The 21451-nt window shown below is 56.6% G+C and carries 15 protein-coding genes; 7 read left to right on the plus strand and 8 right to left on the minus strand.

Annotated elements, in window-relative coordinates; translation table 11 throughout:
* Positions 1-129: 129 nt before the first annotated feature.
* Positions 130-750 (minus strand): arylesterase, encoded by a 621-nt coding sequence (locus ONB52_03595; GenBank protein ID MDZ7415226.1) that lies wholly within the window; start codon positions 748-750, stop codon positions 130-132.
* Positions 751-1059: 309 nt separating this feature from the next.
* Here ONB52_03595 and ONB52_03600 point away from each other — a divergent pair, with 309 nt between their 5' ends.
* A complete protein-coding gene (locus tag ONB52_03600) occupies positions 1060-1803 on the plus strand; it encodes an ABC transporter ATP-binding protein (GenBank protein MDZ7415227.1) in 744 nt (247 codons plus the stop codon).
* The gene (locus ONB52_03605) at positions 1790-4393 is read left to right on the plus strand and encodes an ABC transporter permease (GenBank protein MDZ7415228.1); all 2604 of its coding nucleotides are present in this window, start codon (positions 1790-1792) and stop codon (positions 4391-4393) included. Before ONB52_03600 ends, ONB52_03605 begins: the two co-directional genes overlap by 14 nt.
* Before the next feature lie 10 nt (positions 4394-4403).
* Here the strand turns inward: ONB52_03605 and ONB52_03610 are convergent, their stop codons facing one another.
* From ONB52_03610 to rsgA, 5 genes are all read right to left on the minus strand, one after another.
* Positions 4404-4790: a cytochrome c gene (locus ONB52_03610; GenBank protein ID MDZ7415229.1), complete on the minus strand. Its 387-nt coding sequence runs from the start codon at positions 4788-4790 to the stop codon at positions 4404-4406.
* Between the two features lie 578 nt (positions 4791-5368).
* On the minus strand, positions 5369-7111 hold the full coding sequence (locus tag ONB52_03615; GenBank protein ID MDZ7415230.1) for a hypothetical protein: 1743 nt from the start codon (positions 7109-7111) through the stop codon (positions 5369-5371).
* Positions 7112-7275: 164 nt separating this feature from the next.
* On the minus strand, positions 7276-7899 hold the full coding sequence (locus ONB52_03620; GenBank protein ID MDZ7415231.1) for a hypothetical protein: 624 nt from the start codon (positions 7897-7899) through the stop codon (positions 7276-7278).
* 66 nt (positions 7900-7965) lie between these two features.
* On the minus strand, positions 7966-9609 hold the full coding sequence (locus ONB52_03625; protein ID MDZ7415232.1) for a M28 family peptidase: 1644 nt from the start codon (positions 9607-9609) through the stop codon (positions 7966-7968).
* A 210-nt stretch (positions 9610-9819) separates the two neighbouring features.
* The gene (gene rsgA, locus ONB52_03630; GenBank protein ID MDZ7415233.1) at positions 9820-10635 is read right to left on the minus strand and encodes a ribosome small subunit-dependent GTPase A; all 816 of its coding nucleotides are present in this window, start codon (positions 10633-10635) and stop codon (positions 9820-9822) included.
* A gap of 813 nt (positions 10636-11448) precedes the next feature.
* Between rsgA and ONB52_03635 the strand changes: the two genes are divergently transcribed.
* The 4 genes from ONB52_03635 (at position 11449) to ONB52_03650 (ending at position 19654) form a co-directional block, all read left to right on the plus strand.
* Positions 11449-14844, plus strand: a complete 3396-nt coding sequence (locus ONB52_03635; GenBank protein ID MDZ7415234.1) for a helicase-related protein — start codon at positions 11449-11451, stop codon at positions 14842-14844.
* 485 nt (positions 14845-15329) lie between these two features.
* Positions 15330-17921, plus strand: a complete 2592-nt coding sequence (locus tag ONB52_03640; protein MDZ7415235.1) for an SAM-dependent methyltransferase — start codon at positions 15330-15332, stop codon at positions 17919-17921.
* A 52-nt stretch (positions 17922-17973) separates the two neighbouring features.
* Entirely contained in the window at positions 17974-18876 is a 903-nt protein-coding gene (locus tag ONB52_03645) for a hypothetical protein (GenBank protein MDZ7415236.1), read from the plus strand.
* A gap of 64 nt (positions 18877-18940) precedes the next feature.
* The gene (locus ONB52_03650; GenBank protein ID MDZ7415237.1) at positions 18941-19654 is read left to right on the plus strand and encodes a nucleotide-binding protein; all 714 of its coding nucleotides are present in this window, start codon (positions 18941-18943) and stop codon (positions 19652-19654) included.
* A gap of 89 nt (positions 19655-19743) precedes the next feature.
* Here ONB52_03650 and ONB52_03655 read toward each other — a convergent pair whose 3' ends face one another.
* A complete protein-coding gene (locus tag ONB52_03655) occupies positions 19744-20577 on the minus strand; it encodes a PD-(D/E)XK nuclease family protein (protein ID MDZ7415238.1) in 834 nt (277 codons plus the stop codon).
* A 270-nt stretch (positions 20578-20847) separates the two neighbouring features.
* Positions 20848-21132, minus strand: a complete 285-nt coding sequence (locus ONB52_03660) for a PD-(D/E)XK nuclease family protein (GenBank protein ID MDZ7415239.1) — start codon at positions 21130-21132, stop codon at positions 20848-20850.
* An 89-nt stretch (positions 21133-21221) separates the two neighbouring features.
* Here ONB52_03660 and ONB52_03665 point away from each other — a divergent pair.
* A partial coding sequence (locus ONB52_03665; protein ID MDZ7415240.1) for a hypothetical protein occupies positions 21222-21451 on the plus strand: 230 nt, incomplete at its 3' end.

Consider the following 21451-nt stretch of genomic DNA (forward strand, 5'->3'; position numbering starts at 1 on the left):
AACTCGGAGCGGTGTGTGGCCGGGGTGTCGCGATCCGCCGCTTCTCCACAGCGCTGCCCCGCCTCGGCATTCCGCCCGGTCTTGGGTGTTCGGCTTTGCTGTTTGAAGATGCGATGCAAGATGGCAGGACTACCTCAGTCCGGTATTCAAAGACTGCAACACCGGCCGCAACACTTTCCAGACATTTTGCGCCACAATGCGGTGGCCGGCAGCCGTGGGGTGAATGCCATCCGGCAAATTCAACTCCGGCACACCCCCCACGCCTTCGAGCAGAAACGGCACAAGTTGGGCACCGTTTTTTTTCGCCAACTCGGGAAACAAGGCGCGAAAGGTGCGGCTGTATTCCGCGCCCAGATTGGGCGGCACCAGCATGCCGGCGATCACGACTTTCACATCGGGGTTTTTCTGCCGCACGCGATCGATGATCGCCTGCAGATTCTGTTTGGTGAGCATGAGCGGGATGCCGCGCAAGCCGTCGTTGGCGCCCAATTCGAGCAGCAGGACATCGACCCTGCGCTGCAACAGCCAGTCGATGCGCCGCAAGCCGCCGGAGGAAGTTTCGCCGCTCACCCCGGCATTTATCACTTTGAAATTCCAGCCCAGCGAATCGATCTTCTGTTGCAGCAGCGCCGGGAAGGCCAGTTCGGGATCGAGGCCGAAGCCGGCCGCCAGGCTGTTGCCGAGAACGAGAATTGTCCGGGGCGCGGCCGCGGTTTGAGCGGGCTGCATGGTTTGTCCCGCGGTTGTCATGAGCATGCCGGTGGCGAGAAAAAAAACGCCACCCACGTGAAATAGTTGGCGCATGTGTTCTCCGCTTTTGTACATTGCCGCCCGGCCTGCGCGCGATGACGGCGCGATCGGCCGCCGGCAAAAACTCCGGGCCACGGGGGCAACCGCTTGTGAAGCTGGGCCCGTCTGCAATCGCAAACCCTTGCCGGAAGGCTGCTGCACCGGCCTGCTGGTGGCGGCAAAACCGCGGAAGCTGAAACAACGTCCGGCGTTTTGGGACCCCGGCTCGGCCGGGGCGGGAGCGTTCGGCGAGAGACAAGGAATTGGTGCATGTCAGAAATGATCATGATTTCGAATCCGGTGTTGGAGGTGAAAAATCTGAGCAAATCTTTCACCAGTGGCCAGCGCACGCTGACAGTGTTGCATCACGTTTCGTTCACGCTGGCGGCAGGGGCGACCTGCGCGATCGTCGGCCCCTCGGGCAGCGGCAAGACCACCCTGCTGGGGTTGTGTGCCGGCTTGGACCGTCCCAGCTCTGGCAGCGTGCGCTTGCACGGCATTGCGCTCGATGGTCTCGAGGAAGATGAGCGCGCGGCCGTGCGCCGCGACTATGTCGGCTTCGTGTTCCAAAGCTTCCGGCTGCTGCCCACCCTCACCGCGCTGGAGAACGTGATGGTGCCGCTCGAACTGCGCGGCGAAAAGAATGTGCGGCCGGCGGCCGCGGATTGGCTGGCGCGCGTGGGGCTGGCCGACCGCATGAATCACTACCCGGCGCAACTCTCTGGCGGCGAACAGCAGCGCGTGGCCCTGGCGCGCGCCTTCAGCAATCACCCGAAAATTTTGTTTGCCGACGAACCCACCGGCAACCTCGACGCCGACACCAGCGCGCGCGTCATTTCCCTGCTCTTCGACTTGAACCACGAGGCCGGCACCACACTGGTGTTGGTGACCCACAATCTCGAGCTGGCGCGCCGCACGCAGCGCATATTGCGCTTGCATGGGGGCGCGGTGATTTCCGACGAACGCGCGGATGGCCAATATAAGGCAAGGGTGGGCGCACATGCAAGCGAGTAACGCATCGCCGTGGCGCGCCCCGCGGGCTGGTGCCTCCTCGCAAAACGGCAAGCCGCACCGCGCCGCCGCCGGCTGGATCTGGCGCATGGCCTGGCGCGACAGCCGCACGCATCGCCGCCGCCTGCTGTTGTTCGTCTCCGCCATCACCCTGGGCATTGCCGCGCTGGTGGCGATCAGCTCGCTGCGTGACAATCTGGCCGCCGCGATGCAGGCGCAGGCCAGGGTGCTGCTCGGTGCGGATCTGGTGATCTTCGGACGCCAGCCGTTTGCTCCCGAGATCGAAGCCCTGTTTGACTCCCTGGGCGGCCGGCAGGCGCGCGCTGTGCGTTTCTCCTCGATGGTGTATTTTCCCAAACAGGGCGGCACGCGCCTGGCCCGCATCAAAGCCGTGGCCGGCGATTTCCCGTTCTATGGTCAACTTGAAACCGATCCGCCCGCGGCGGCCGTCTCCTATCGCGAAGGACAAAATGCCCTGGTCGAGGAGGGGCTGCTGCTGCAATATCAGGCCGCGGTGGGTGACTCCATCAAAATCGGCAACCTCACGTTTCGCATTGCCGGCCGCTTGTTGCGCATTCCGGGCGAATCCGCGGCCAATGCCTTCCTCGGCCCGCGCGTCTTCATTCCCCTGCGCTTTCTGGAGGCCACCCAACTGGTGCAGCGCGGCAGCCAGATCGTCTACAGTGTGCAATTCCAACTCGATCCCGGCGTCGATGCCGGGCGGCTGGTGCGCGCCCTCCAGCCCAGACTGGCCCGGCATCGTCTCAGCAGCGAAACCGTGGCAAGCCGCACGCAGGAACTGGGCCGGGCGATGCAAAACCTGACGCGCTTTCTCAATCTCGCCGGCTTCATGGCGCTGCTGCTGGGTGGCATCGGTGTGGCGAGCGCCATTCACGTCTACATCAAACAAAAGCTCGAAACCATCGCCGTGCTCCGCTGTCTGGGCGCCGCCGTGCGGCAAACCTTCGGCATCTTTCTGGTGCAAACCGTGATGATGGCGCTGCTGGGGGCAGCCGGCGGGGCGGCGCTCGGCGTTTATTTGCAAACTTTGCTGCCGCGCGTGCTGGGCGATTTCCTGCCGGTGGAGCTCGAGATGCGGCTTTCCTGGCGCGCCGTGGCAGATGGCATCATCACCGGCCTGGGTTTGTCGCTGCTCTTCGCGCTGCTGCCGCTGCCCGGCATTCGCAAGATCTCCCCCCTGCTGAGTCTGCGTTCCACTTTTGAAGCACAACCTGCTGCAAGCCGCAATGGGCTGCGCTGGCTGCTTCACGCCGCCATCGCCCTGGCAGTCACCGCCTTTGCGATGCGCCAAATGGAAAACGCGGTGCAGGGCGTGTTCTTCACAGCGGCCGTGGGGGTGACCTTTGGCCTGCTCGCCGGTCTGGCGAAACTGCTGACCCGCACCGTGCGCCGCTACTTTCCCGGCCACTGGAGCTTCGTGTGGCGGCAGGGTCTGGCCAACCTTCACCGTCCCAACAATCAAACGCTGATGCTGCTGCTGGCGCTCGGCTTCGGCACGTTTCTGCTCACCACCTTGTACCTGACGCGCGAGACTCTGCTCCGCCAGGTCGAGCTGACCGGCGCCAATCAACAACCGGATCTCGTGCTCTTCGACGTGCAGCCCGATCAGGCCGCGGCGCTGGCAGCTCTCCTGCGCTCTTTCCATCTGCCGCTGCTGCAGCAGGTGCCGGTCGTGACCATGCGCCTGGAGAGCATCAACGGCACGCCAACGCGCGTGTTGCAGCGGGATTCCACCGCCGGCATTCCCGAATGGGCCCTGCGCCGGGAATATCGTTGTTCCTATCGCGACCACCTCAACGACAACGAGACGCTGCTGGCCGGCAAGTTGCAGCGCCGCAGCTCTCCGGATGATTCCATCCTGGTTTCCCTGGAGGAGGACATTGCCCGGGATTTGAAGGTGAAACTCGGGGATGAGCTGGTGTTCGACGTGCAGGGGGTATTGCTGCCAACGCGGGTGGGCAGTTTGCGGCGGGTGAACTGGCAGCGCATGATGCCGAGCTTTTTCGTGCTGTTCCCCGGCGGCGTGCTGGAGAATGCTCCGCAATTTCAGGTGCTGGTGACACGCGCCGGCAACGCGGAATTGTCAGCCCGGGTGCAGCGCGCGGTGGTGCAGCAATTCCCCAATGTTTCCGCCATCGATCTGGCTTTGATTCTGACCACGGTGGACGCGATCTTGAGCCGGGCCGCCCTGGTGATTCGCTTCATGGCGTTCTTCAGCGTGTTGACCGGCCTGGTGGTGCTGGCGGGCGCGGTGATCACCAGCCGCTATCAGCGCATTCAGGAAAGCGTGCTGCTGCGCACGCTCGGCGCGCACCGCCGCCAGGTGATCCAAATCATGACCATCGAATATTTCCTGCTCGGCGGACTGGCGGCCGTCACCGGCATGCTGCTGGCCTTTGCCGGCACCTGGGCGCTGGCGCGCTTTGTGTTCGAAGTGACCTTTGCGCCGGCGCTGCTGCCCAGCAGCGTCATTGCGCTGGCAGTGATTGCCCTGACGATTTTGCTGGGAATGCTGAACAGCCGCGGCATTGTCGACCGGCCGCCGCTGGAGGTGTTGCGCGCGGAAACCTGAGGGGTGTCGTTCACGGCGTCGCGGACACGCCGCCGGAATCGGTGCGCGCCGGCTGTGTCGTACTGTCAACCCAGGTGGCAAGAAAATCCAGCACCTGCTCGACCTGTGCCGGCGTCAAATGCTGCGCAAAACCGGGCATGCCGTCCTCTTCCTCCCCCTTGCCGTGTAAAATGATGTCGCGCACGTACGACCGGCTCTTGCGCCGCATGACGTCGTGAATCTTCGGCCCGAACATGCCGCCCGTTCCTTCCGGGCCATGACAGCGGCTGCAGTTCACCTCGCGATTGACAAAGCCCAGATAAATGAGATGGCCGGGGTCTGTGATGTCGCCGGGCGGCTCGGCGGCACAGCCCGCCAGCGCCAGCACCAAAAGCTTGACGCAAAGAAATCGCTGCATCGTTCTTATTGCCTGAATTTTGCAATTAGATTGATCCCTCCGCGAGAAACGCCGCTGGGATCACAGCGCCCAGCCACCCCGCAGGTGCATAAAAATTTTGCAGGCAAACGCGCGGTCAACTCCGGCAGAGGCAACCTGGTTGGTTCTCCTCAAAAAAACGCGCCAGATCATGAGAAATTCGACAGGCCGCTCCTTCGGAGCTTGCATTTTGGGGATGGGATGCAGCTATAAACAGTGTGCTCCGCTGGAGCTGTTTTCTGGCGCTGCGTGGGAAAAGCCGTTTCGTAGGAGGAAACATCAATCGGCTTCGACATCAATCACAAACAATCCGTCCACGAAAGCAGAAATGCCACGGGAAAAACCATTTCTTGAATTTTGCACCCAGATTGATCCCCTCCGCGGGGAATGCCGCTGGGATCGCAGCGCCCAATCCTTCGCCCCTTTGCATCCTCGCGGTTGACAGGTTTGGTTGTGGCTATGACCGCGCTGTGTGATTGAAAAGCATCCGGGGAGGCCTGGCCCGCGCTGAAAACACTCTCAGCGGCGCGGTCCTGCCAATCCGCCGGCCAATCCCGCCTTCAATTCAAAAACTTCCACCAAAAACCCCAGCGAAAAACCCGGCCGGGCTCCCGCGCCCCTGCCCGCCATTCAAAATGGTGATCCAGCAGATTTTCCCATGCCAGAAACACGGCACCATCGCCGTGGCGCAATTGCAACTGCAAATCGATCACACGCACCGGGGCCAGGCGGGTGAAATTCACGCGGCCCGGGGTTGCGGAGAAATCCGGCGAAAAACGCTCACCAATCATCCGGGCGGCGAAACGGGGCGTCAATTCAAGATCATGATCGAACAAAAGCCAGGGCACCGCCACATAGGCAAAAACATGCGTGCGCGGCTGATGCCAAAACCAAAATTGCTGCGGCACTGCCCGCAGCGCATGCGCCGCATGGAACCCCGCGGCGAGCTGGGTGAGCGGGCGCCATTGCAGTTCCAGATGCAGCGCCGGGGTCACGACGACGGTGGTGTCGTTGCGCAGCGTGGCGGTGGTGTCGGCGTGATTCAGGCTCCAAACCAGGCCCTCCTGCCACCAGCCGTTGCCGCAGACAAGCCGCGCCGTGAGCCCGCGCCGCTCATACGCAAGACCAGCCTGCAGGTGTTGCAGCGTGACCGCGTTGAGCCTGTCCGAGCGGGCCAGCAGCGGCAAACTGTTGTTGCGCTCGCCCGGGGCCGGCGGCAAACGGCGTTGTTCCATGCCCAGCCACAGCGACCATGCCGGTTTCGGGCGGTAAATGCCACCCACCGCCAGCGTGTAACCCGCCGGCCAATCCGCGCTGTGGCGGACGCGCGCCATTGCCTGCACCGCCAGCTTTTCGTTGAGCTGCACCGCCAGCTTCAAACCGGCGGCGGCATGGAGGCGGGCTGCATAGTCGATGATGGGGCTTTCCACTTTCTCATGACTCACCCGTCCGGAGAAAATTGCGGCAAAAGCCCCGCGCTGGCCGCGCCAGTTCGTTTCGAGGCCGGCCTCCCGCAACCGATGGCGGATCTTGACGGTGATCGCATTCAACTCTTCGTGCAGCGCCCACCAAAAAGCGCGCAACCCCATTTGTTCGCCGCGGGCCAGTTCCACGGCATGAAAGCGGCGTGTCTCTTTGTGGCGGTTGTTGCCGCTGCGGTGCCATTCTTCGGGAAAGAAAGGCGCGGTCACCCCCGCCTCGGCGCTCACGACCCAGTAGCGATAGCGCGCCTGCCAATTCTGCGTGAGGCGATAATCGAGCCGCACGCCGGCTTTGAAAATCCCGGCCGGCAGGCGCACCAAACCGCCGCTCGGATTGACGAAGCCATCAGCATTGTTGACGGTGAGATGAAGCAGGGCATTCATGCGACGGCTGAACGCACGGCCAAAACGCACGCGCGTTGCATCCGCGCCCAGAGGCCCCTTCACATACTCTGCGCGCGAAAAGGGAATGTCGTAGTGCAAGCCCTCGGTGCTGAATCGCAGAAACGCAGCAGAGAGGGCCGGTTGGGCCGGATCAGGCACGAGTTGATTCAGCGTGATGCCATCGACGACAGCGTCCGGCAGGCCGGTGAGATCGACCGTGCCGTAGACGCCCGGCCGCCACCACACGTCATCGACAAAATGATCCAGGGCCGCCGGCGGCAATGTGCCGGTGGCAAAATAACGCGGCTGGCCGGTGCCGCCGGTGCGCAGCGGCAACAGCGGCAGGCTGTTGGCGCCGAGCTGCCACACGTCCTCGAACAAATTTGCGGCACGGGCTTGTGAATCGGCGCGCGCGACCGCCAGATGTCCGGGGCGCAAAGCATGTCCGCGCGGCAAACTCTCCCCCCGCGATCCGCCGGACGCCACCGCGGCGCTGTCCACAGCGGCTTTGGGCAATGTATCCGGGCGGGCGGTTTCATGCGAAATCTGGGCGAACAAAACGCGGGCACAAAGGAGGAACAGCACCGGCAGGCGAGCAGGAATCACGGTTGGCTTTGGGAGTTGGTAAAGTTGGCTGGTTGTGCGTTGCGCGTGGCAGCCGCGAACCGCGGCCCGGCCGCCGCTTGAAACACCGTCAACGTCAGCAAGTGTCGCGCGAGTATAGGCACGAGCAGGGTAAAAATCAATCCGTTTGTTGCCAGATGGGTCAAATAGACGGGCGCGCCAAAGGTGAGTGCGGCCAGCAACCCCTCCCATGTTTGATTGATGCTCAGGCCGAATGCCAGCGTGGTGGCGAAATCAAACAGCAGGGTCAACAGCATTCCGGCAACCGCAAAGGCGGGCACTGGCGGGAGTCGATCGGGGAAAAGCCGTGCCAGACAGCCGCCGGCCAAACCGCTGACCGCCATGCCGGCGACTTGCGCCAGCATGAGCGGCGGAATGGCCGGCCCCAGCGGGTTGAAAAACGTGTAAAGAAACTCGGCGATGCCGCCCACGAGCAGGCCACGCGTGACGCCCAGCATAAAACCTGCGAGAAAGACCGTGGCGGTCACAACTTCCACACCGGGCACTGCGAAAAACAACAGCCCGCCGGCCACGGTCAGCGCGATGAAAATCGCGGTCAGAATCAGCCGGCGGACCTGCAGGGTAGCTTTGTATTTCTGCATTCTGGAAAATCATTCCTGCTGCCACCCCGGAACACCCGCGGGGCCGGCAGCCGGGACGAGCGCACGTCAGGGACTGGCGGGCGCAGGATTGGGCGGCAGACGTTGTGTTTGATTGGCCACCTGCCAGCCGGTGAGATAGGCCATCTGCGCCACCCGCTGCAGTTTTGAAAAGTTGATTTTATCGACGTCGTCAGTCGGTTTGTGATAGTCTTCATGCTCGCCGGTGGTGAAGAACAATACCGGCACCTGGTGGCGCGCAAAATTGTAATGGTCGCTGCGATAATACAGCTTTTTGGGATGATTGGGATCGCCGTAGCGATAATCACATACCAACCCCACCTGCCGCGCCGAAGCCTCGTTCAATTCCCGCAGCGCCCTATTTTGGTGCCCGCCCACGACGTAGACGGTATGCGCCTCCGCCAGACCGGCGTTTTTGGGATTGCTGTCACCCGGCACCCGCACGCGCCCCACCATGTCCATGTTGAGATTGGCAACCGTCTGCGCCAGCGGAAAGACGGGATGAGCAGTATAATACTCCGACCCAAGCAGGCCTTTCTCCTCGCCCGCAAACCAGATGAAAAGCACACTGCGCCGCGGCGGCCGGCGGCCCTGTGCAAAAGCCTCGGCGATTTCCAGCAACGCCGAGCTGCCGGAAGCGTCATCATCCGCGCCGTTAAAAATTTCCCCCCGGGCGTTGCGGCCCACATGATCGAGATGCGCGCTGTACACCACGGCTTCGTGCTTCAATCGCGGATCGCCGCCCCTCAGCCAGCCGATGACATTGGGCGCCTGCAGCCGGCGCTGAACCATGGCAATTGTCAGCGTGGCTTCCGCCTCACTCACAAAGGAGTGCGGCCGGCCGGTGCGGTCGATCTCGCCCTGCAACTGCACCAGGGTTTTGCCGCTGCCGCGCAGCAGGGCACTGGCCAGGCTGGTGTCGGCGATAAGGACGTGCAGACCCGTGCCTTCTTTCTTCTCCTCCGGCTTGTCGGCCAGACGCATCCGGGGTTCGGCGAGGTACTCGAGGTAAGGTTGAAACTCAGTACGAAATTCCGGTCCACTGTCACTGGGGGCGGTGACGAGAATCAGCACGGCCGCGCCGGCCGCCCGGGCGGCAGCCGCCTTGGCACTCAAGTAGCTGTAGCGTGTCGTTTCAGAGCCGGCGAAGCGTGCGCTGGTATCGGCGGTTTGCGGTTCCTCGCGCATTGCCAGCACGATTTTCCCCTTCACCTCGAGGCCGGCGTAATCATCGTAATCGTACTCCGGTGCCGTGATGCCATAGCCGACAAAAGCCACTTTGCCAGTGATGGTCACCCCTTCCCCCTGCAACTCTTCCTGGGAGTAGAGAAAAAAATCCTCCAGGAAATCGAACTCCACGGACTCCCCCATGGCCCGAACCGTCACTTTCGTCGCCGGCGTGAGCTGCCGACTGATGAGTGCAAACGGCTGGAAATAGGATCCACTGGCCGGCAGCGGTTGCAAGCCCAGCCGGCGCAATTCCGCGGCGATATAAACCGCGGCGCGTTCAAGTCCCGGCGAGCCCGTGTCGCGGCCGGCGAGCGAATCCGCCGCCAAAAAGCTCAGATGCGTGTACAACTCACTCGCGGTGATCGACGACACGCCGCCCTGCATGGCGGCTTTGGGTGGCGGCGAGCAGGCCGCCAGTCCGAACACCAGTCCGGCAAAAACCCTGAGCATTGTCCTGTGCATGTGTTTTCCTTGAGACACCATGTGCAGTGGCCTGCTTGGCCTGCCGCCCACCCTGTGGGGGTGGACCGGCTTGCGGATTGCAGAGTGGAAACAAAAATGCCGCTAGACCGCAGCGGTTCTAGCGGCACACACCCAGGAGATATCACCATGAAACGCGGCGCAAGATAGCGAAATCATGCCACTCCCGCAAGGGAATTCTTCCCGGCAGCATCACCGTGTCAAAGACTGCAGGAGATCGACATAAGCCTGATAACGCGGCCGGGCGATTTCGCCGTTCGCCATCGCCTGCTTGACGGCACAGGCGGATTCACGCCAGTGCAGACATTCCGCGGCCGCGCAATCGCCGCTGAACTCACGAAACTCGTTGTAGTAAAAGCGCAGCTCATCGGGCTGCAATCCCAGCAAACTGGCCACCGTGATTTCCTCCAGCATCGTGATCTCTACGCCCCGGGGAAACTCACAGTGTTTGATGCGGCACCGCACCGCCGCACCGTTGCCCGCCTCCAACATGCGCTCCTCCGTCCTGCATCTCTTGTCATAACCGGAATCGAGCTGCGCCAGCAGGGATTTGCGGCCGACGCCGGCGTCGCCGATGAGGAGCGAGTGTTTGTTTTCCAGGCGCTCGCGCAGCCCGGCGATGCCCTCGCCGGTTTTCGCGGAAGTGAGCACGATCGCATAGCCCAGCTCGCGATACAGGCGCACGGCCTTGTCGATCACACCGCGATTTGCCGCAAGATCGAGTTTGGTGAGGCAAATCAGGGGCTCCACCACCTCGATTTGCGCGAGAATCAGGCCGCGGTCGATCTGGCTGTGCGAGAACGGTGGCTCCTGCACCGACTGCACCAGCACCAGTTGTTCGGCGTGTGGCGCCGCCTGGTGAATCAACGTTTCGCGCAACGCTTCACTGGCACTGCTGTCGTTGGATGCGGGCGTTTCCTCCTCGCCGCCCGCGGCTTGCAACCGCTCGCGCCGCTCTTGCCAGAGATGGCGCAATTGCTTTTGTTCAATTCTGGTCAGGTCTTTCATGATTCGTTAGCCTGAGGCAGCAATGGAATGAGGGTCACGATCCGGCGGTCGGCATCTGCGGGCCAACCTGCCCGTGCGGTTTCAAGAGGAACGCCGGAAGCTGCGGAAACCTGCCGGCACCGGCGATGCGGGTGAGGCACTGCAGGGGAATGCGAAATGGCGGCGCGGGAAAAATCATGTCCACTGGCAACGCAGAGCTATCAGTCAATGGCGGGAAAAGCAACGAGCTCGCATCATAAAACGTTGAACTCCACCAGCACCCGGGGCGCGAACGGTCAACGGAGGTGGGTTTGCAAAACCGGGCGGAAAATAACAAAGATCAGCCTTTCTGTCAAGCAGGCTTTTGCAGGATTTTGTGAAAATATTACAACGGTGAGACAGGCTTCCAGCGGTACACGCGGTGCATTCCAGCCGGCCATTTCTCGGTGGACGGTCGGGTGCCAACGGCAAAATCTTTCCGCCGGGCATTCGTGCCCTGCCGTGCCTCTGCCGGCCATCGCCCTTGTGCGCGGGCAGGAATCCGGGTAACGTGATCGACAGGCTTGCCGTTGCTCTTGTCACCGCAGCTCAACTGAATTCCTCAAAGCCCTCTGACATTTTGCGATTTTGGTTTTTGTACCCCTCTTTGTGACAGTTTCACTTCCTCACAAGAATTTTTTCGCGCCTCATCTGGCATTTCCTGTTCATTTATTTCGAAATCTTGGCTTTTGCCTGCAAAAGGTGGTGTGCGCGGGTATTTATGAGTCACAGTTTGTTTATCAGAAACCCAGAGGAACCAATGTCGGATGGGAGGATGATGCTCAGGACGAATTCATGCCTCGCATCTTCGACAATATCGAACAAAAACTCCTGTCTGCGTTGCAGGACACGCTCAAAGTCTCCCATCGCGCTGACTTTTGCGTCGGTTATTTCAATCTTCGGGGGTGGAAACGGCTGGATTCGTTTATCGAACACTGGGCGGGCGGCGAAGGCGAATGCTGCCGTTTGCTCGTGGGCATGCACAAACCGCCGCAAGATGAGCTGCTCGCTGCACTGAGTTTGGTTAGAAAGGATGATGGGCTTGACAACCAAACTGTCTCCCGCCTCAAAAAGAGATTGGCGCAGGAATTCCGCGAACAACTGACGATCGGCGCGCCCACCAATGAAGATGAAGCTGGATTGCGCCGGCTTTGTGCGCAAATCAAGGCCAAAAAAGTCTCGATCAAGCTGTTCTTGCGTCACTCCTTACATGCCAAACTCTATCTGCTCTTTCGTGCCGACGTCAACAATCCCGCCATCGGTTATCTCGGCAGTAGCAACCTCACGCTCGCCGGCCTCTCGCAACAAGGTGAACTGAACATCGACGTGCTCGATCACGACGCTTGTGATAAGCTGGCGAAGTGGTTTGAAGATCGTTGGAATGATCGCTGGTGCGTGGACATTTCCAAGGAACTGGTGCAGGTCATCGAAGAGAGTTGGGCGCGCGAAACACCGCTTTCGCCTTACCATATTTATATCAAGATCGCGTATCACCTCTCTCAAGAAGCGCGCGCTGGCCTCGCCGAATTTCATATCCCTCGAGATTTTGGCAACAAGCTTTTCGAGTTTCAAACTGCTGCCGTCAAAATTGCCGCGCATCATCTCAACAAGCGCGGCGGTGTGTTGCTTGGCGACGTGGTGGGCCTCGGCAAAACGCTGATGGCCACGGCGTTGGCGCGCATTTTTGAAGATGATCATGGGCTCGAGACGCTGATCATCTGCCCCAAAAACCTCGTGCCCATGTGGGAAGATTATCGTGAACAGTATCGTTTGCGTGCGCGCGTGCTCTCTCTCAACCGGGTGCTCAAAGAGTTGCCCAAGCTGCGGCGCTATCGTTTGGTCGTCATCGATGAAAGCCACAATCTGCGCAACCGCGAAGGCAAACGCTATCGCGCCATTCAGGAGTATCTGCAAGAGAATGAGAGCAAGCTGGTTTTGCTTTCCGCGACGCCTTACAATAAAACCTATCTCGACCTCGCCAGCCAACTGCGCCTCTTCGTGCCGGAGGATCAGGATCTGGGAGCGCGTCCGGAAGAGTATCTCAAAGAAGTTAAAGGTGAAATTGAATTCACGCGCCTTCACCAATGTTCGCCGCGAACTTTAGCAGCTTTTGAAAAAAGCCAGCATGCCGACGACTGGCGCGAGTTGATGCGGCTTTATCTGGTGCGGCGCACGCGCAGTTTCATCCAGGAAAATTATGCGGAGACGGATCCCGCCAACAACCGCAAGTATCTCACCTTTGCAGATGGCACACGCTCTTATTTCCCCACACGCGTCCCCAAAACCGCAAAGTTTGCCATTCGTGATGATGATCCCAACGATCAATATGCGCGCCTCTACAGCGATGAAGTTGTGGAGGCAATCAACGCTTTGAAAGTGCCGCGTTACGGCTTGGGTAATTACGTCCTTAACTCGCCGCACCAACCGCCCACGCCGGACGAAGCGCAACAATTACGGGACCTTTCGCGTGCGGGCCGGCGGCTCATGGGATTTTGCCGCACCAATCTTTTCAAGCGTCTCGAAAGCAGCGGCCAGGCTTTTTTGCTTTCTCTCGAACGCCACATTCTGCGCAATTACATCTTTCTTCATGCTATCGAAAACAGCCTGCCGTTGCCCATCGGCACGCAAGACGCGGGGTTGCTCGATGCGCGCTTTAACGATACGGACGAAAGCTTTTCTGATTTTTTCGATGAAGAAGATGAGAACGAGGAGCAAGCGCCGCTGGAAACTCCGGCGGCACGGACTGAAGGTGATTTCAAGCGCCGCGCCGCTGAAATTTATGACGCCTACAAAAAACATTTCAAGAAACGTTTCTCCTGGCTGAGGCCAGCCCTTTTCGATGAAAAATTAGCAAAAGACTTACAAAACGACGCCCGGGTGTTGTTGGAAATCCTGCAAAAAAATGGCGCGTGGCAACCGCAGCAAGACGCCAAGCTTGACGCTCTTTTTGAGTTGCTCACAAAAAAACATCCGCACGAGAAGGTGCTCGTTTTCACGCAATTCGCCGACACCGTTTATTACCTCGAAGCACAACTGCAAAAGCGCGGCCTCACGCAATTGGCCGGCGTGACTGGCGACTCTGAAAACCCCACTGCACTCGCATGGCGCTTCAGTCCCGTCAGCAATGAAAAGCGCCAGCAAATTTCATCTGAAGATGAATTGCGTGTGCTGATCGCCACAGATGTGTTGAGCGAAGGCCAAAACTTGCAGGACGCCAACATTGTGGTCAATTATGATTTGCCGTGGGCCATCATTCGTTTGATTCAGCGCGCGGGCCGTGTTGACCGCATCGGTCAAAATTCCGAGAAAATTCTCTGCTATTCTTTTTTGCCGGCGGACGGTGTGGATAAAATTATCAACCTGCGCGGTCGCGTGCGGCAGCGTCTGCAGGAAAACGCCGAAGTCGTCGGCACGGATGAAGCTTTCTTTGAAGACGATCGCAACGATCAAACCATCCTCGATCTTTACAATGAGAAGGCCGGCATTCTCGATGGAGAAGATGATCGCGAAGTGGATTTGACTTCGCATGCCTACGAGATTTGGAAGCAGGCCATCACTGCTGACCCAAGCTTGGAAAAAAGTATTCCGGCTTTGCCCAACGTCGTGTATTCCACCAAGCCGCACCAACCGAGTTCGAGCGCGCCGCAGGGTGTGCTGGTTTATCTGCGCACTGCTCAAGGCAATGATTCATTGGCTTGGATCGACCAGCATGGCAAGAGCGTCACCGAGTCGCAATTTGCCATTCTGCAAGCCGCCGCATGCACGCCGGAAACGCCGGCGTTGCCGCGACAAGCGAACCATCATGATTTGGTGAAGAAAGGGATCGAGCTTGTCGTCGCAGAAGAAAAAACTGTTGGCGGCCAATTGGGGCGACCCTCAGGCGCGCGGTTTCGGACCTATGAGCGGCTGAAAGAATACGCTCAACAGGTGAAGGGCACACTCTTCGCGAATTCAGCGCTTGATAAAGCTATTGAAGAAATCTACCGCTATCCGTTGCGCGCCACGGCGATAGACACACTCAACCGCCAACTGCGCAGCGGCATTTCAAACGAGCAACTCGCACAGCTCGTGCTCGATCTGCGTGAAGATGGTCGCCTCTGCCAAATTCATGAAACCGATGAGCCGCAGGAGCCCCGGATCATTTGCTCGTTGGGGCTCGTTGCATCCGACACAGATTCGCAACCCCGATAGGGGTGTCATGTTTATAGCATGAAATCAATATCAAAGATACAACCCCATCGGGGTGGCATGTCGCCGGCTATCGCCACATGCCATCCCTGACGGGCATGGGTGTCAAGTTAAGGACTCATGTCCCAACCCCGTTAGGGGTGGAATGTTTATAGCGTGCGCATTCTGTAATTTTCCAAGCTCCGTAGGAGCGGCATGTAAATGCGTTATGCCAACTGTTCACATTCGACAATTCACATATCGCTCCTACGGAGCTTTAATCGCGCATTTGTGGTTTTCTATAAACATTTCGCTCCTAACGGAGCTGAACGACCGGCTATCTCAAACTAGCAATAACGCTCTTGGCATCTTAGCTTGACACCAATGCCCTGACGGGGTTGAAATTTTTTGATGATCGCGAAACTATAAACATCACACGCCTACGGCGTTGAGCGGCTTGAAACGATTTAGAAATTAAAAGAAAAATCCACCGTCGCATGGGAGGGAGGATGATTCAACAGGAGATGACATCACCCATGCGTTTGGACACTGAAAAAACTCGCCAGACTCTTCGCAATTTTGATTTCAAAACACTTTTCATCGATCTCTTGGGATGGGATCGTCACTCCACCTTGCATGAGATCACAATCGATAGTAAAAATTTTTCTCTTCGCGCCGTGGCGCAAAAACGCGGCGTGGTCGCTTTTCTTTATGATGCTGCGGCCAACGGCGGTATCCCCGATTATCAAATGCGCAAAAGAATCGAGAGGGCGGTGGAAAAATCCCACCACGAGCATCTGATCATTTTTGTCGATGAGAAAGCCGGGAATCAAATCTGGCAATGGGTGAAACGCGAGCCCGGCAAGCCGCTTGCGACCCGCGAACATGCTTACCATTGCAGCCAGCCGGGTGATGCGCTCATTCAAAAACTGCAAAACTTGGCATTCAGCATTGAAGACGAAGAGAGACTGACTATTATAGATGTCACCGGCCGGCTGCGCGGATTCGACATCGAGCGTGTCACCAGGCGTTTTTACGATCAATTCAAAACTGAGCACGCCGGTTTCACGAAGTTCATTCAAGGCATTCCCGACGAAAACCTGCAAAGCTGGTACGCCTCTTTCATGCTCGACCGGTTGATGTTCATTTATTTCGTGCAAAAGAAGAACTTCCTCGATGGCGACCCCGATTACTTGCGCACCAAACTGGAACAAAGCCGGAAGCGCGGCCCGAATCGTTATTACAGGGAATTTTTGTGCTGCCTCTTTTTTGAAGGCTTTGCGAAAAGAGAGTGCGAACGCTCGCCGGCCACGAGACAGCTTTTGGGAAAAGTGCCCTATTTAAACGGCGGCTTGTTCCTGCCGCATCAGATCGAAGAACAATACGGCGACCGCATTCGCATTGCTGATACCGCTTTTGTCGAACTTTATGACTTTTTTGGGCAATGGCACTGGCATCTCGATGACCGGCCCTTGCGCAACGACCGGGAGATTAACCCCGACGTTTTGGGCTACATTTTTGAGAAATACGTCAACCAAAAACAAATGGGGGCATATTACACGAAAGAAGACATCACCGAATACATCGGCAAAAATACCATCATTCCCTTTATCTTCGATGCCGCTGAAAAACGATATCCGGCTGCTTTCAAGGGCGAGAACGCCGTGTGGCGATTGTTGCAGGAAGATCCTGATCGCTACATTTACAATGCCGTCAAACACGGCATCGCGGTCAATGTTCACGAGAACCCGCCTGCCATATTGCAGGAACCGCTTGCCCTTCCGGCTGAAATTGCTGCCGGTATCGCATCGGTTCCAAAGCGCACCGAATGGAACAAGCCGGCGCCACGGCAATTTGCTTTGCCAACCGAAATCTGGCGGAAAGTGGTGGCGCGGCGGCAGCGGTACGAAGAAGTGTGGGGGAAAATGACGCGCGGCGAGGTTCAATCCATCAATGATTTGATCACCTACAATCTCAACATTCGCCAATTCGTGCAAGATGTGATTGTGCGTTGCGACGATCCGGCGTCGTTGCATGCCATTTATCGTGCCATCGAAAAGCTCACCGTGCTCGATCCCACCTGCGGCTCGGGCGCGTTTCTGTTTGCCGCTTTGAATATTTTGGAACCGCTTTACGAAGCGTGCCTGGATCGCATGGAAGCTTTTTTAGCTGAAAATGCAGGCACCAACGGCAAGCAGAACGCTGACCCACTCAACGATTTCCGCAAAATTTTAACGCGTGTTGCAGAGCATTCAAACCGCCGTTACTTTATCCTTAAAGCCATCATCGTCAACAATCTTTTTGGCGTGGACATCATGGAAGAAGCGGTGGAGATTTGCAAGCTCAGATTGTTCTTGAAACTGGCCGCACAAGCTGAAAAAGATGATGCCAAGCCCAATTTGGGCATCGAGCCTTTGCCTGATATTGATTTTAATATTCGCGCTGGCAATACGTTGGTGGGTTTTGCCACACAGCAAGAAGTTAAAGATTGGATCACGCTCGAACTCAAAACCGGTCAATATAAAATGCGCCAATTGCTGTCCGGCGATGCTTTGGAACGCATCGAAATGAAAGCACAAACCGTTGACGATCTCTTTGCCTCGTTTCGCCAGCAACAGACAGAAGACAATACCAACGCAACTCCGATTGAAAAGAAAAAGCTGCAAAAGAAATTGGATGAATTGCGTGATGAACTCAACCGGTATCTCGCCGCTGAATACGGCATCAGTCACGACCAACCGTCTGCGTATGACAAATGGCTGAAATCGCACAAGCCGTTTCATTGGTTTGTTGAGTTCTACGGCGTTATGAAAAGCGGGGGGTTTGATGTGATTATTGGGAATCCGCCGTATGTTGGTGAGAAACGTGGGGTAAGCCAGTTTTTCCCGCTGGCAGAATTGCTTCTGAGTCAGACCGCTGGCGAGATACTTTTTGATGAGGGCAAGACGCGCCGCGGGACACACCCGCCGTCTGCGAGACCACATGGGACTCCTCCTGGTGAATTTTGCGCAAAGATACGCAGCGATTCACCCAGAGGAAAGATGTGGTTCACCGAGGGGATACGGTTACAAGAAGGTCACGGCAGATTATCGGGTTCGTAATTACAGGACGGAAGCATGTTCGAATCTTTATGCCTTTATGATGGAACGTAGCTTGAATCTTGTGCGAAATGATGCGCGATGCGGTCTAATTCTTCCTATTGCATCAGTATCAACTGGTAGCATGAATGCTCTACAAAAACTTTATAAGCAAAAAGCGATTTTTCAATGGCATTCACATTTTGCAACAAGGCCTGGAAAGTTATTTGTCGGCGTTGATATGAATTTGACCATCACGCTCCTGAAATCTTCTGTTGCTACAAACGGGTCTGGTGCATTTTCAACAACGTATCATCGATGGAGGAGTAGTGATGAAAGTGACAGAGAGTCTCTGTTCCATCGCCTAAACTATCGAAGGCTCATAATTCCAAACTCCCATCCAAACGCATTTCCGAAATTGGGTGCAAAAATGGAAGCGAACGTTCTTGAGAAGCTGCACTCTCATCAAAGAAAACTGAAACAATTCTACGATAGTCGAGGGGTAGCCATTTACTATCATTCGGGAGGACGGTACTGGCGCAAGGCATTACCTGATAAGCTATCTTCTCATTACAAAGAGATCAAGGTCGATCAACGATTTTCTGGTGTCATAATTTGTCTTTTAAATAGCCAACTTTACTATTGGTATTGGATTGCTAACTCAAATTGCATGGATGTAGTATCCCGAGAAGTAGATGAAATGCCAGTCTTTAATCTGGCCACGGCAAGCCGTAGTGAGTTTGAAATCTTGGGCGCAAGGCTATTGGCGGCTTACATGACAAACCGAACTTTGAGAACTCGACAAGGTGATATTATTGCAACGGATGAATTCAATTTTGACGTGAAAGAGTGCAAGCCTATTATTGATGAAATCGACCGTGTGCTTGCCCAGCACTACGGTTTCACCAACGAAGAGTTGGACTTCATCATCAACTACGACATCAAGTATCGCATGGGCAATACCGCTGATGATGAGTAATGCCGGGTTTCGTCAACCACGCTGAGCGAAATTTCTCATGAATGACTATATCTTGGAGAGTACCATGAGCAATTGGGATGTAACAAAGATAGCCGAAATCTTAAACGGCAACAACATTCAATTTCAACGCAAATCAATACAAAACGGCGAGCAGCTTTTGCTTGACGATGGCTCGATTCTTTGCGTATACAACACAGGCCGGCTGGTGTGGCAGGGAAAAGAGACGCCGTTGAAAAAGAAAATTCAAGAGCTGATCGGAGCAGATAAAGATCAGGAATTTGAGCAATCCAGCTTGGCGTACATCAATAAATCATCCATGCAACTGCAAAGCAACAAGGTTTTCATTGTTTACGGTCATGACACGCAGGCAAGGGAGCAACTCGAGTTGCTGCTCAGACGGTTGAAACTCGAGCCAATCGTCTTACAAAATGTGGTTTCAGTTGGGCAGACGGTCATTGAAAAACTTGAAAGCAATACCGAGGTGAATTTTGCCTGTGTATTGCTGACTCCAGACGATGAAGGTCATCGCATAGATCATCCCGAAGAAAAAAAGAGGAGAGCACGCCAGAACGTGGTTTTGGAGATGGGCATGTTCCTCGCCAAACTGGGAAGAAAGCGTGTCGCCATCCTGATGAAAGGAGATTTGGAGAAACCTTCAGATATTGAAGGTCTGCTTTATATAAAATTCGAAGACAGTGTTTTCGATGTTAAAGATAAACTCGCTGCCGAACTGCAAGAAGCGGGATTCAAAATAAACATCAAAGATTTATTGAACTAGCAAACGCATTGAGTGAGGTTGGACTTGAATTCGAAGTGTCGAGAGTCATTTCAAGGTTTTGCACCCGAGTCTGACTTTATATCGACCTCCTATTCCTCTATTTCAATTGGCGTCCCCTCCAACCCCGCCATCACCCTCTCATTCCGTTCCTCCTCCGTGCCAAAATCATCAAAAAAGAGCTGGCGAAACGTGCTCTCGGCGGTGCCGCGGCTGGATTGGGCGTAGGCGCGATAGGCCGAGCATGAAAAACGCGCGTCGCAGTTGCGGCAGGTTTGCACGGCAAAGATGGCTTTCATGCCGGGTTGCTTCCTTTTTAGCTTGTCCACCGGCGGTGGCGCAAACTCGCCTTCTTCTATCTTATCCACAATCTCGCCGAAGCGCGCAATCGTTTCTTGGACGCTGGCGGCATCAAAGGGCAGGGGAATGAGCGGCTCCCACTTCTGCAATTCGGCCTCGAGCTCCTCTTCGGTTTTGTTCAGGGCCTCGCGCACGGCCTCCGGAAAAGCGGTGGAAATGATTGCGGTCTCATCCAAACGCTGCTTGTTGAGATTTTGCCAGATGTGGGCATACACGTTCAACTGGCGCAGGTACTCCTCGGTGTTGCTGTGCACGGCCTCGGCATCGTGGGTCTTGATGTCGTACATCACGGTGCGCTCACGCTCGCGCACGAGGTCGACCACGCCCTCGATGCCGAACCGGCGCCCCTTGCGAGTTTTTTGTTCCGGTAGGCTGAGCCGCACTTCGGTGTCGGTGACTTTTTCAGCGACTTCACGCAGCCGGCGCCAATAAAATAACACCTGCAACTGCGCAGCGCGCTTGGCATCCGGTGAGAGCGAGTGACCGGATTCCATGCGCAGCATCTCAAAATTCTCCTCGAAGAATTCGAGAATGCGGGATTCGATGTCGTCACGATGGAAAGTCATAAGAATTTCATCATATTATTTGAAATGGTGCAGATTCAACTCCGTTAGGAGTGGAATATTTATAGATCGCCCCAGCCAACCAGATGAAACGCCGTAGGCGTGACATGTTGTTTGGATCGAGCACTGCAAAAACGTCGATGCGACAAGGCATTTGTACATGCCGCTCCTACGGAGCTTGAAATCTCAACTCAACTCGAGGCTATAAACATTTCAGCCCTACGGGCTTAATCTACAGTGCCGGCTTGCCGGCCTTCAATTGGAACAATAACATCATGTCTTGCTCCTCTGCGCAATCAAAAATTGGTGCAGATCATCCAGCGTGCGATGCACGAGATTGCCGAACATCATCGTCAGCGAGCGCGAGGGCGCGAAGCCGTATTTGCGATAGATCATGTACTGGCGCGGGCATTGTAGATAGAGCAAAAAATCGCCGGTATAGGAATAATTCTTCGGCAATTCAACGTCGTCGAGCTGCGCCGCAGGCAGAGTTTTGAAATCCAGATCAGGGATTCTGGGAAAATCGTCATCGAGCAATTTTTTGAATGGCTCGTTCATGCGTTGCCCCTGACCTTTGAAATGGGCTATGACCAACAAATTTTTGGCGCGTGACAGCGCCACATAGGTATCCACCCGGTGAACCCATCTTGAAGCTTGCCGAAGCAAGAGGTATTTTCGAACTTTTTTTAGCGCGCACTTTTGTGGCGACCAGCCGGAAATGGCAACCGAATGGCAATTCAGCCAACAACACTGTGGCCGGGATAGATCGGCCCTCTCCGGACAGGGAGCAGTATTGCAGCGAACGAGCGACAGCGGGGGAAAATACGCTGGTGGCAGGAAATATCAAATCATCAAGCCTCTTGCGACTGGGGCAGGG

The organism is candidate division KSB1 bacterium (genome assembly GCA_034506255.1).
Taxonomy (GTDB): Bacteria; Zhuqueibacterota; Zhuqueibacteria; order Zhuqueibacterales; family Zhuqueibacteraceae; genus Coneutiohabitans; species Coneutiohabitans thermophilus.